10 protein-coding genes and 1 pseudogene are annotated in these 12,898 nt (G+C 61.0%); 8 read left to right on the top strand and 3 right to left on the bottom strand.

Annotation, left to right across the window (positions count from 1 at the left end; genetic code table 11):
* Positions 1-16 precede the first annotated feature (16 nt).
* The 3 genes from AC1DQR_RS30355 to AC1DQR_RS30345 all read right to left on the bottom strand — a co-directional run bounded on the left by AC1DQR_RS30355 (position 17) and on the right by AC1DQR_RS30345 (position 2,551).
* Positions 17-994 carry an alpha-ketoacid dehydrogenase subunit beta gene (locus AC1DQR_RS30355; RefSeq protein ID WP_416050576.1) on the bottom strand — a complete coding sequence of 326 codons (978 nt, stop codon included), beginning with the start codon at positions 992-994 and terminating at the stop codon, positions 17-19.
* Positions 987-2,102 carry a pyruvate dehydrogenase (acetyl-transferring) E1 component subunit alpha gene (pdhA, locus tag AC1DQR_RS30350; RefSeq protein ID WP_477134325.1) on the bottom strand — a complete coding sequence of 372 codons (1,116 nt, stop codon included), beginning with the start codon at positions 2,100-2,102 and terminating at the stop codon, positions 987-989. Before pdhA ends, AC1DQR_RS30355 begins: the two co-directional genes overlap by 8 nt.
* Before the next feature lie 128 nt (positions 2,103-2,230).
* The gene (locus AC1DQR_RS30345; RefSeq protein WP_416050574.1) at positions 2,231-2,551 is read right to left on the bottom strand and encodes a hypothetical protein; all 321 of its coding nucleotides are present in this window, start codon (positions 2,549-2,551) and stop codon (positions 2,231-2,233) included.
* 352 nt (positions 2,552-2,903) lie between these two features.
* Between AC1DQR_RS30345 and AC1DQR_RS30340 the strand changes: the two genes are divergently transcribed.
* From AC1DQR_RS30340 to AC1DQR_RS30305, 8 genes and pseudogenes are all read left to right on the top strand, one after another.
* The gene (locus AC1DQR_RS30340) at positions 2,904-5,357 is read left to right on the top strand and encodes a type VI secretion system Vgr family protein (protein WP_477134324.1); all 2,454 of its coding nucleotides are present in this window, start codon (positions 2,904-2,906) and stop codon (positions 5,355-5,357) included.
* Positions 5,358-5,424: 67 nt separating this feature from the next.
* Positions 5,425-6,981 carry an esterase/lipase family protein gene (locus AC1DQR_RS30335; protein WP_477134323.1) on the top strand — a complete coding sequence of 519 codons (1,557 nt, stop codon included), beginning with the start codon at positions 5,425-5,427 and terminating at the stop codon, positions 6,979-6,981.
* Positions 6,982-7,073: 92 nt separating this feature from the next.
* On the top strand, positions 7,074-8,042 hold the full coding sequence (locus AC1DQR_RS30330; protein ID WP_477134322.1) for a T6SS immunity protein Tli4 family protein: 969 nt from the start codon (positions 7,074-7,076) through the stop codon (positions 8,040-8,042).
* A 173-nt stretch (positions 8,043-8,215) separates the two neighbouring features.
* Complete coding sequence (locus AC1DQR_RS30325) at positions 8,216-9,184, top strand: T6SS immunity protein Tli4 family protein (protein WP_477134321.1); 969 nt, start codon at positions 8,216-8,218, stop codon at positions 9,182-9,184.
* A 182-nt stretch (positions 9,185-9,366) separates the two neighbouring features.
* Positions 9,367-10,329, top strand: coding sequence for a T6SS immunity protein Tli4 family protein (locus AC1DQR_RS30320; protein WP_477134357.1), 963 nt, complete (start codon positions 9,367-9,369; stop codon positions 10,327-10,329).
* Positions 10,330-10,414: 85 nt separating this feature from the next.
* Positions 10,415-11,680 (top strand): hypothetical protein, encoded by a 1,266-nt coding sequence (locus AC1DQR_RS30315; protein ID WP_416050568.1) that lies wholly within the window; start codon positions 10,415-10,417, stop codon positions 11,678-11,680.
* Positions 11,681-11,789: 109 nt separating this feature from the next.
* Entirely contained in the window at positions 11,790-12,077 is a 288-nt protein-coding gene (locus tag AC1DQR_RS30310) for a PAAR domain-containing protein (protein WP_477134356.1), read from the top strand.
* A 92-nt stretch (positions 12,078-12,169) separates the two neighbouring features.
* Positions 12,170-12,898 (top strand): annotated as a pseudogene (locus AC1DQR_RS30305) (ImcF-related family protein); the annotation flags it as partial.

Below are 12,898 nucleotides of genomic sequence, written 5' to 3'. Positions count from 1 at the left end.
GCTCCCAGGAAAAACGTCAGGCGGCCATGGCCTTGCGGGCCGCGTCGGCAATCCGCGCCACGCTGGGCAGGTACGTGTACTCGAGCCTGGCCATCGGCACCACGGTGTCGTAGCCGGTGACGCGCTGCACCGGCGCCGCCAGCGAGTACAGCCCTGCATCGGCAAGGTTCGCCGCGATCTCGGCACCGAAGCCGGCGCTGCGGGGCGCCTCGTGGACGATGACGCAGCGGCCCGTCCTGGCGACCGATTCCAGTATGGTGTCCATGTCGAGCGGCTTGAGCGTGGCCACGTCGATGACGGCGGCGGCGATGCCTTCGTCCAGCAGCAGGTCAGCCGCGGCCTGTGTCTCTTGCAGCATCGCCCCCCAGCTCACCAGCGTGATGTCGCCGCCGTCGCGCAGTGTGAAGCAGGTATCGAGTGGCAGCGCCTCGCCGTTGTCCGGTACTTCCTCGCGGAACAGGCGGTAGAGCCGGGTGGGTTCGAGGAACACCACCGGGTCGGGGTCGCGCATGGCCGCCAGCAGCAGGCCGTAGGCGCGCGCCGGGGTGGACGGTATGACCACCCGGATGCCGGGGATATGGGCAAACATCGCCTCTGGGCTTTCGGAGTGATGCTCCGGCGCATGGATGCCGGCGCCATAAGGCGAGCGCAGTACCATCGGGCAGCTCAGCCTGCCGCGCGTGCGGTGGCGCAGGCGGCCGGCATGATTGATGATGTGGTCGATGGCCGGGTAGATAAAACCGGTGAACTGGATTTCCGCCACGGGCGCCAGCCCCATTGCCGCCATGCCGATCGCGGCCCCGGCGATACCGGACTCGGCCAGCGGCGTATCGATCACGCGCTCCGCGCCAAAACGGGCTTGCAGCCCCGCCGTGGCGCGGAACACGCCGCCATTCACGCCAATGTCCTCACCGAGCAGCACCACGCGCGGGTCGTGTTCCAGCGCATGAGCCAGCGCCTGGTTGACGGCTTCGACCAGATTGATTTCAGCCATGATCCTGCTCGCTCTCGTTGTCCTTGCCCTTGCTCCGGGCACCCGGGGCAAAGCGATGCGCGGTGGCCACTTGCCCCGCCAGCGCCTTGGGCAGGCTGGCATACAGGTAATCGAACATCGCTGCCGTTTCCGGCAGGGGCGTTGCCAGGTAGGCCTGCACCGCGGCCGCCACTTGCGCCGCGCAATCCTTGGCAAGCGCGTCTTCGCGGGCCGCATCCCATGCGCCAAGGCGCAGCAGATAGTTGCGCAGCCTGGCCACCGGCTCCAGCAGCCAGTGCTGCCTGACCTGTTCGCTGTCGCGGTAGCGCGAGGCATCGTCCGCCGTGGTGTGGTCGCCAAGCCGGTAGGTGATCGCTTCGATCAGCGTGGCGCCGCCGCCGCTGCGCGCCCGTTCCAGCGCGTCGAGCGTGAGCTGGCGCACCGCCACGATATCGTTGCCATCCACCTGCAGGCCAGGGATACCGGCCGCGATGGCCTTTTGCGCGAGCGTCTGCGCGGCGGTCTGCTGGCTGCGCGGCATGGAGATCGCCCACTGGTTGTTGTTGACGACCAGCACAAGGGGCGCGTGCCAGGCGCCCGCCATATTCATGCCTTCGTAGAAATCGCCTTTCGAAGTGCCGCCGTCCCCGAGCAGGCAAACCGCGGCGCGCGGCTCGCGGCGCAGCTTCATCGCGTAGGCGATGCCGGCAGCGTGGCAGACCTGGTTGCCGATGGGCACGCAGTTCGCAAAATCGTGCGGCGCCGCCGCGAACGCATTGCCGCGCTCGTCGCCACCCCAATACAGCAGGCTCTCGGTCATGGAGACGCCGCGCTGGAACTGTGCGGCGTGATCACGGTAGGAAGGTACAAGCACGTCTTGCGCGCGCATGGCGCTGGCAACGCCGACGCCGACGGCCTCCTGGCCAAGCGCTGAGGCGAACGTGCCGATCTGGCCGGTGCGCTGCAGCGCAATGGCCTTGAGGTCGAACTGGCGGGTGAGCACCATGGCCCGGTAGAGCGGGAAAAGGGCCTCGGGATCGAGCGCAAATGCAGGCAGCGCTTGGGTCGGCTCACCTTGTGGATCGAGGAACTGCGTGTACTCGATGTCGAATGTCGCGACGGTCGCCATGCTATGCCCTTTATTCTTGTGTTCCAGTCGTTGCACTGGGGGCTGTCTTCTCTTCTTTTTTCTCTTCTCTTCTTCCTTTGTGCGCGCCCCGGATCATGGAGCCGCAACGCGCACGCTGCACCTGCATGTCAATGCTTGGGGCCCTTCATCGCCTCGGCTTCCCTGGCCGCCATCCGCTCCTCACCGGCCTCGATCGGATCCATGGCTTCGTCCACCGAAGCCGCCGCGCGCTCGGCGTCCGCGTTGGCTTCTTCGGCAGGGGATTCGAAGTCCTCGTCCTCAACGCTTGGCGGCCTCAGCATATCCTCGAGCATGGCGGCTAGCTCAGGTGTATCCCATGGCGCACTGCGCTGCTTTTTCCTCTTGATGTAGTGCCTGACTTCCGCATCCTGTTCCGGGGTCAGAGGAAGACCACGAAAGGTGCGTTGAGGGCCATTGGCGTCCATCATGGCGCTCCGGAGGGTTGTCTCGTTTTCAGTGTAGCCCTATTGCGGAGGTTGGGGCGATTGTGCGGATGACGGCAATGTGGGGTACCGCCCGGTCGCCTGCGGCAACATGCACCGTGCCCACCGCGGGCCAAGCGCACAGTTCAACGCATTCCCAATGCTCGCGATAACGATCCGTACGGCGTGCCGCCGTGGCTAATAGCATGGATTGCCAGTTGAGATAAATAGGACGAGTACGAATTTACTCTAAAAGTGATATTTTGTTTAACAATTGTAATAATGCTATTTATGTCATAAAAGAATCCGTTTAGAGTCCTGCGTCAGGTTCGATCAAGCTGACAACGGAGCGAAGATCATGACGGATCCGGTTGAACAACGACACGCTTACGGTGGCGCACACCAGGCGTATTTCCTGGAGGTGCCCGGCGCGGCCAGCGCTGCCGAGCTGTCGGTGGTGTCGTTCGAGGCGGTGGAACGCCTGGGCGACACGTACACCGTGACGATCCAGCTGACGCACCCGTTGCCGCTCGATCGGGCCGACTATCTCGGCAAGGACGCCAGATTTCTGATCGATCCTGGCGACGGCACGGCGCCGCGCAAGTTCGGCGGCTGCATCACGGGCTTCTCCGAGACCAGGCAGACCCATGATTTCTGCGCCTACGAGATCGTGGTCGAGCCGCTGGTCGCGCGGCTGCGGCTCACGCGCGCGAGCCGCGTCTATCAGCACCTGACCGCCCCGCAGATCATCGATGCAATCCTGCGCCGGCATGACCTGCGGGGTCATCAGTTTCTCCTCAAGACGCGCCGCAAGTATCCGCAGTACAAGTTCCGCCTCCAGTACCAGATGTCCGACTGGGACTACATCCGGCTGCTGATGGAGCAGGAAGGGCTCTACTGCTATTTCCTCCTGGGCAAGTTCGGCGAGATGGCGGTGTTTGGCGACGACATCGACCACTACATCTACCTGCCGGAGCTGCGGGTGCCGTACCGCGAAACGGCGGGGCTGGAATCCGGCGTCGAGGCCGTGACCGATCTCAAGTCCCACGCGCGGACGGTGCCGGAATCGATCCTCGTCGCGGACTACAACCCCGAGCAGTCCTGGGAGCGTATCCAGGCCGAGGCGAACATCGCCCGCAAGGACAAGACCACCTACGGCCAGTCCTATGTCTATGGAAGCCATCACCTGGACAAGGACGGCGCCAAGTGGGAGGCGCAACTGCGCCACGAGGCCGCGATCGCCTGGCAACTGATCTACGAGGGCGCAAGCAATGTGCTGGAACTGCACGCATCGCGTATCCTGCGCATGGACCGGGTGCTGCCCGACGCGCCCAACGGGCTGGTGATCATCGAGGTCAGGCACAGCGGCGGGCGCGATGCGGCTTACCGCAACACCTTCAAGGCCATCCCCTCGGACCGGCGCTTCCGGCTGCCGCTCGCTGAAGACAAATGGCCCAGGATCCACGGCACGCTGAGCGCCCGCGTGACCTCGCCGGGCCAGTACAAATATGCCTACCTGACGCAGGCGGGCCACTACACGGTCCGTTTCGACCTGGACTTCGATACATCATGGCCAAAGGGTTGCGAGAGCGTGCCGCTGCGCTTGGCCAAGCCGTTTGCCGGGTCCCACCAGACCGGCTTTCACTTCCCGGTGATGGACGGAACCGAGGCGGCGATCGCGTTCATCGATGGCAATCCGAACAAGCCGTACATCGCCCACTTCCACCACAACAGCCAGCACCGGGACCTGATCACCAGCCAGGACCGGTTGCTGTCGCGCAATCTCATCCAGACGCGGAGTGGCAACCTATTCGACCTTGAAGACTGGACGGGCGAGGAACACGTACAGCTCTCCACCGAGCATTCGGGCAAAAGCCAGCTGACCCTGGGGCATATGGCCACTGCCAAACGGCAGAAGCGCGGTGAAGGCTTTGAGCTGCGCACCTCGGCCTGGGGTGCCATCCGGGGTGGCAAGGGGCTGTTCATTTCTGCGGATGACCAGCCGAATGCGGGTGGGAAGCAGCTTGATATGGAGGCGGCGCAGAACCTGCTGCAGCAAGCTCTCCAGCAAAGCGAAGCGCTGGCCTCGGCTGCCAATGCGGCGCAAGCGGTAGCAGCGGACTACAACCGGCAGAAGGCCCTGCTCAGCGATACGCTGACGGCGCTAAACAAGGCCGGGATACTTGTCAGCGCACCTGCGGGCATGGCGCTGGCCTCGGGCTCCGACTTGCAACTGACGGCCGCCCAGAACCTGATCGCCACCGCTGGTGGCCATGCCGACATCAGCGTGCTCAAGCGCTTTACGGTTGCGGCAGGCGAACGGGTATCCGTGTTCGCGCAGAAGCTCGGCATCAAGCTGTTTGCAGCAAAGGGCAAGGTCGAGATCCAGGCCCAGGGCGATGAGATGCGCCTGCTGTCGGACAAGAACATGACGATCAGCAGTGCAAGCGGGCGCGTCGTGATTGAGGCTAAGGAGGAACTGCTGCTCAAGTGTGGTGGCTCCTATCTTCGTCTGTCATCCACGGGCATAGAGGACGGCACGCGCGGGGACCGGACCATCAAGTCGGCCGCGTTCAGCCGTCAGGGGCCGGCTTCGCTCGCCGAATCGATGAATACGTGGAAGCACGCTGACTTTGATGAGCAATACGCGCTCAAATGGCCCTTCGATGGCCAGCCCGTCAGCCATCGCGCGTTCTCCATCATTCGCGAAGACGGCAGTGTGATCCGTGGCACCACCGATGCAGAAGGCAAGACGGGGCTGCAAAAGAGTCTTTTCGTGGATGGACTGCGCCTGCGCATCGATCCGGAATGAATGGCTGTAGGCATGCAGTGCGCCTTCACAACCACAACCACGCAGAAGCAAACCGGAGCAACTTCGTATGGCCACCGTTGAACGCGTGATCCCACCCGCTATAGCCGATGATGGATCGGTGCATTACTCGTCCGTCATGTCGCCGTCCGACGACAGCATTGCTGTATGTCACATGGTGCCCGACAGGATCATACCCGTGATCTTTGTGCCGGGTGTGATGGGCACGAACTTGATGGATGACAACGAGGAACCCGTTTGGCTTGTAAACGGGTCGGCGAGCGTACTGACGAAGTGGGCGAATGGAAGTCCAGACAAGCGAAAACGGGTCCTTGATCCTAAAAAGACCCGCGTCTTTGCTAGTGGAACCATCCCGCAAGGCACGCGCCAGAACGATGCCGAACTGAAGCGCCGCGGGTGGGGTGAGGTTGGCTTCATGAGCTATGGCACGTTTCTACCCTGGCTCGAGAACGCGCTCAACGATGCCGATCAGTGCAAGACGGGCGAGCGCGCGCGCCTGATGAAGACCCTTGTGGCAAATGCGCCCGGCGTCGAGTTACTAACCCACAATGAGGTAGCACTCTCCTATAAATACCAGCTCCCCTTGCATGCCGTAGGTTACAACTGGCTCCAATCGAATGCGGAGTCCGCAAAGCGATTGGACGGGAAGATCCAGGAGTTCATGGCGTACTACCGGAGCAAGGGCTATATGTGCGACTACGTGATCATCGTGACGCATTCGATGGGCGGCCTGGTATCTCGCTACTACTCCGAACTGATGGGTGGCAACAAGAGCGTGCTGGGGATCGTGCACGGCGTCATGCCTGCCACAGGATCCGCTACAGCCTATAAACGGGTGAAGGCAGGCACGGAGATGCCGGCTGGGATCGCATTGGGCGCCAATGCCGCAGAGATGACTGCTGTGTTCGCGCAATCACCCGGGCCTCTGCAGTTGCTGCCCAGCCCGGAGTACGGGATGGGTTGGCTCAAGCTCAAGGACGGCAAAAATACGGTCGGTTTGCCCAAGTCAGATCCGTACAAGGAGATCTATACCGTCCGTGGCAAGTGGTGGGGCCTTTGCGATGACAAGCTGATCAATCCGCTGGATCCGAAGAAGGCGACGATTGATCGGGACTGGATCGGATTTGTGGATTTGATTCGGGACGAAGTAGAAAAATTCCAGACAAAAATCAGCAGAAAGTACCACGCAACCACATATGCATTCTACGGGGACGATCCGAGTCATAAAACTTGGGGAGACGTGGTCTGGGAGCGGAGGATCTCCAGTGCTCTCCGGCTGTTCGATGCGTATCCCAAAGTTGAGGATCTCACGGCCGGACAGGTCTTGCACGATCCGGGGAAGGGCGAACAGACAGTGCACCAGCACTCTGGCGGCAGACCGTTGGCGACAAGCTTCATTTTGAAGGGTGCCGGCGAGAACGGCGATGGCACGGTACCAATCCGATCCGGCGCCGCCCCAGGCCGAAGAGTCAAGGCTTGTGTGCCATATCCGGGCGTCGATCACGAAGGTGCGTACAAGAACAGGCCGCAACAGCTCTTTGCCCTTTGGGCGATCACCAAGATTGCCTGTGGCGTTGCGAAGACCTCGATGGCCTATAAGTCATGAAAAGAGCAACCATGGTGGCCATCGCATGTCTCGCGTTATGCCTGACAGCCTGTAATCCGCCCAAGCCATTAACGCAAGAGGAGAACAAAACCGTGAGCGAACTGACATCCAATCTCGGCCCACGCTGCGTGGGACGTTACCTGATTGACATGCCGGCCGATGTTTTCGTGTTTGGAAGCATCACGGTGGACCGGGTTCCTCTTGAGGCGACGGCAATGCCGGAGGATCAGTTTCAGCGGGAGGTCGCCTCACGCGAAGCGGAGCTGAAAGGCACCAGGAGTGTCGATGCTTACCCGTTTCTGTATGCAAGCGGTGAGGTATCGGGCGCGGCAACGCGATATTTCATTCATCGGGGTGATGTTCTTGCCGATCCAAGTAGACGAGTTATCGAGGCTTACAAGTGGGATCGGGGTTTCCAGATCAAGATGCAGACAAAGGGGTGGGATTACACCAACCCGGATCRAACCAACGACTCGCTTGTCGAGCTMATCACTCCCAAGAACATCGTTCCGGAACTGCGCGCCCGCGTATTCGACCTGCTGAAGCGCGTGCGTGGCCGTCCGGAAAGCGAGATTCCGTCCGAACCCGGGGTATGCTTTTTTGGCGGGTTCCTGCCGGGCAAGGCAGGGGCCACGGAAAACCTTTGGACCCAATTCGTGCTGCATGACAAGATCGACGTGCGCATCGTTCTTGAGACAGATTCCGATATTCGAGAGCCAACGACACTGCTGCAACGTGGCGACAGCATCAACGCTGCCCTCAAGGAAAGAGAGGGGCGCACGATTCGAAAGGGGCCGGTGGACTTGCCTGGCTTGCCGGCAGAGGAATGGCTGATGGCGGGGATGACCACGCGAGGTGTGCCTGGACACCATCTGGCGCTGGAGGCGAACTCCAGGATCGGCAGTGCGCAAACGCCCTTGGTCACCTTGGAACTGGATACGGGCTCGTACAACAAAGTGCTACGCGATCCTATTGAAAAGGCCTCATTGACCGAGGGCGAAGCCGTTGCGTTCTGGGACGTGGTCTCGCGAACCTTGCGCCCGCGTCCGAACGGATTCTGACGGATGGTGTTTCGCATAGGGTCGTTGATTCTTCACTGCTGCCAGTTGATGGCTCCACGCCTGTGGTCGGACAAGGCATGAGGAGCGCAACCACGTTGGCCATCGCATGTCTCGCGCTATGCCTGACTGCCAGCAATCCGTCCAAGCCATTGACGCAAGAGGAGAACAAAACCGTGAGCGAACTGACAGCCAACCTCGGCCCGCGCTGCGTGGGACGTTACCTGATCGACATGCCGGCCGATGTTCTTGTGTTTGGAAGCATCACGGTGGACCGGGTTCCTATTGAGGTGACGGCGATGCCGGAGGATCAGTTTCAGCGGGAGGTCGCCTCGCGCGAGGCGGAGTTGAAGGGCACCAGGAGTGCCGATGCTTACCCGTTTCTGCATGCAAGCGGTGAGGTATCGGGCGCGGCAACGCGATATTTCATTCATCGGGGTGATGTTCTTGCCGATCCAAGTAGACGAGTTATCGAGGCTTACAAGTGGGATCGGGGTTTCCAGATCAAGATGCAGACAAAAGGGTGGGATTACACCAACCCGGATCAAACCAACGACTCGCTTGTCGAGCTAATCACTCCCAAGAACATCGTTCCGGAACTGCGCGCCCGCGTATTCGACCTGCTGAAGCGCGTGCGTGGCCGCCCGGAAAGCGAGATTCCGTCCGAACCCGGGGCGTGTTTTTTTGGTGGGTTCCTGCCGGGCAAGGCTGGTGCCACGGAAAACCTTTGGACCCAATTCGTGCTGCATGACAAGATCGACGTGAGTGTCGGTCTAGAGACGAATTCCGATATTCGAGAGCAAACCACGCTGCTGCAACGCGGTGACAGCATCAACGCGGCGCTCAAGGAAAGCGAGGGCCATACGATTCGAAAGGGGCCGGTGGACTTGCCTGGCTTGCCGGCAGAGGAATGGCTGATGGCGGGGATGACCACGCGAGGTGTGCCTGGACACCATCTGGCGCTGGAAGCGAACTCCAGGATCGGCAGTGCGCAAACGCCCTTGGTCACCTTGGAACTGGATACGGGCTCGTACAACAAAGTGCTACGCGATCCTATTGAAAAGGCCTCATTGACCGAGGGCGAAGCCATTGCGCTATGGGACGTGGTCTCGCGAACCTTGCGCCCGCGTCCAAACGGATTCTGACGGATGGTGTTTCGCATAGGGTCGTTGATTCTTCACTGCTGCCAGTTGATGGCTCCACGCCTGTGGTCGGACAAGGCATGAGGAGCGCAACCGCGTTGGCCATCGCATGTCTCGCGTTATGCCTGACGGCCTGCAATCCGCCCAAGCCATTAACGCAAGAGGAGAACAAAACCGTGAACGAAATGACAGCCAGTCTCGGTCCGCGCTGCGTGGGGCGCTACCTGATCGACATGCCGGCCGATGTGTTTGTGTTTGGAAGCATCACGGTGGACCGGGTTCCTATTGAGGCGACGGCAATGCCCGAGGATCAGTTTCAGCGGGAGGTCGCCTCACGCGAAGCGGAGCTGAAAGGCACCAGGAGTGTCGATGCTTACCCGTTTCTGTATGCAAGCGGTGAGGTATCGGGCGCGGCTACGCGATATTTCATTCATCGGGGCGATGTACTTGCCAATCCAAGTAGACGAGTCATTGAAGCCTACAAATGGGATCGGGGCTTCCAGATCAAGTTGCAAATAAAGGGATGGGATTTCACCAACCCGGATCAAACCAAGGACTCGCTTGTTCAAAAGATGACCGTCAAGAACAACGTTCCTGCACTGCGCGCCCGCGTATTCGACCTGCTGAAGCGCGTGCATGGCCGCCCGGAAAGTGAAATTCCGTCCGAACCCGGGGTGTGCTTTTTTGGTGGGTTCCTGCCGGGCAAGGCAGGTGCCACGGAGAAGCTCTGGACCCAATTCGTGCTGCATGACAAGATCGACGTGAGTGTCGTTCTGGAGACAGACTCGGATATTCGAGAGCAAACCACACTGCTGCAACGTGGTGACAGCATCAACGCAGCGCTCAAGGAGCGAGAAGGCCATACGATTCGAAAGGGCCCGGTGGACTTGCCTGGATTGCCGGCAGAGGAATGGCTGATGGCGGGGATGACCACGCGAGATGTACCTGGACACCATCTGGCGCTGGAGGCGAATTCCAGGATCGGCAGTGCGCAAACGCCCTTGATCACCTTGGAACTGGATACGGGTTCTTACAACAACGTGCTGCAGGATCGTATTGAGAAGACGGCATCGCTGACCGAAGGCGAAGCCGTTGCGTTCTGGGACGTGGTCTCGCGAACCTTGCGCCCGCGTCCGAACGGATTCTGACATCCCCCCAAGCCATTAACTTAACAGGAGAACAGAGCAGTGAACGAATTGAAATCCAATCTCGGTCCGCGCTGCGCGGGATGCCATGGCTGTTGATTTCTCGCTTTTGCCGAAGGAAGAGCCGGAGCCTGGAGATCCGCCGTCGCTGTTGATCTGGACGATCGTGTTTCTCGTCATGGCGCTGGCGTGCGCAATCGCGATCCTGCTGTCATGGCCGAAAGATCTGCCTACGCATACGTGGAAATTCTGGGCAAGCTTGATCCTCTTCCCGGTGGGGATACCTGCGTGGATAGTACTGCGCCGGTATAGCCATCATGAGGGCCACCGACTTGACGTTCTGATGCGCAACGAAGTGATTCGCAGGTACAACGAGCGTGTCTTTGCCTTGGCGGCGCGTCCCTTGGCCCTGCTCGGTGCGGCCCATCGTTTTTCGTCGGACCAGAGCGAAAATGCAACGGGCACCATACGGTCAGGTACTGTCAGGCTGGAGACCCAAAAGCCGATCGCCAGCGACAGCGGACCCACAAAGGCTCGCTGGCTGGTGGTGCCTGGCGTATCGCTGGTTCCTGGTGGAAAGGAGGCAGACGCTCGCCGTCATCGCGAGGTGACACGATGGTTGTATTCGGAATTACTTGCCGATCTTGCCAACCGCATCCAGTCCTTGCCGTCGCGGGTTGATCTTAGCGTTTGTCTATGGGTGTCGGGAGGATTGCTTCGCAAGGATCATGTGGCGCTCTGGCAAGCGTGCTGGCGAGAACATCAGCTTCGAGATATGCGCCTCTCCGAGGAGACTGAACCCGCCGGCCTCGATGTTCTCGACGGTTGGCTTGATCAGCTTGCTGGCGGCGAAGGGCGCGAGGCGAGATTGATTGTCGCCATTCAGCTGTATCCAGTGCTGAGCAAGACGCCGCCCGTCGGTGCGGCGGAAGCGGGAGTTGCGCTTCTTCTTATGCCAGGCGAACAGGCCGGCGGGCTACAAGTGCTGTCAGAGGCAAGCCTGCATCGCCCGGTACGCGGTCCGTTCGACCAGTCGGACGGCGCTTTGTCGCATGCCGTGAAATGGGGCGATATCACTGCCGCGGAAATTCCCGGCGGCTGGCAGACAGGCCTCGATGCAACGCAGGCGGGTGTGTTGCGCGAGGCCGCCGTGCATCTTGGACTGACTGCGCGGCCAACAGACCTCGACCAGACCGTCGGGCATGCCGGCACTGCCGCACCCTGGCTCGCAATAGCCTGCGCCGCTGGTTCGCTATCCGGTGACATCCAAAGTCAGATTGTCTTTGCCGGTCAGCCTGGCGGTGTGGATTCTGCGGTCGTGCGCTCGGTAGCGCGAGAGAAGCGGCTGGATTGACCCTACCGTATTCGTCCGAGGTGATGACGGAGTTGCCAAATTGCATCGAACTGGAAAGGGTTGTCGTACCGATGCAAGCCGATAGACGGAAAACGAGGAGTTGGCTTTGATAAAACGTTACGACATCACGAGAGGTGACGCGACGACCTCTGATGGAACTGTGGAGGGCGGGGGGCGGGATGACAAGGTGGGAGATCGTGAGCAGGCTTATGAGGGMGATCCGGTGTGGTGTCCCGTCTGCAAAACGATGGGACGGATCGTTTGTGCCGGGCCACGCCTGTCGATGACGGGGCCTGACGGGCGACAAGCCGCACTGAGCGACGACCTCTGTGTCTGCCGCTGTGATCCGAGCCCTCGACTGATACCGTCACAGTACACGTCTTACATGGATGTCTAACAACGCCCTGCGCCTGGCGGCCTGGCCCCCTGTGAGGGCATCAAGTATCCCGATTGGGCCCAAAGCATGGGCATGAACGTATCTCCCGAACAATGAAGAAGCTGCAGATCGACCTGACCGCGATACTGGTTCTCGCACTGGTAGTCGCCGGTGCTATTTTGATGTGGGGCGAGTACGCAGGTATCAAAACGCTCGAAGCGCAAGGATTTTGGCTATCGGTGGTCGCTGTTGGCGCCATTGTGCTGGCCATGATCGTGTCGTTGGATCGCCTGGCCCGCTGGTGGGATGCCCTGCATACCTTGGGCAGGTGGTTGGATTTTCGGAAACCGGAGACAGCTGGCACGACACAGGCGAGCATCCTCGCCATCGGTGACCGGAATCGATCGGAGCCGAGTCTGCTGGGGCCATTTCGCCAGGAGTTGCTGCAGCGACACGGCCTGCGCTGGCGCTACCGCCAGCCCTGGCTGCTGCTCACCGGCGACGATGCCGCCATCGCCCGCCTCCTGCCCGAACTAGCAGAACAAGGCTGGCTGATCACCCCCGACGCGGTGTTGCTATGGAGCAAGGCCAACAAGGAGGGCTGGCCGGACGCCGACTGGCTCAAGCAACTCTACCGACTACGCCGCCGCCGTCCGGTGGACGCGGTGATTCTCACGACGGACAGTGCCGCGGATCTGCAGGCGCAGCGCCGTGGCGCCCATCCCGATGGAATGCGCCTGGCGCGCATCGCCGAATTGCTGCGCTGGTCCGCCCCGGTCTACCTGCTCGATGTGGCGGAGGCGAGAACGATGGGCCACGGTGTCATGCCGGTCATCAGTTGC

The sequence above is a fragment of the Cupriavidus sp. 05L411 genome, from assembly GCF_056398045.1.
This window is presented reverse-complemented; position numbering and strand designations above follow the sequence as displayed.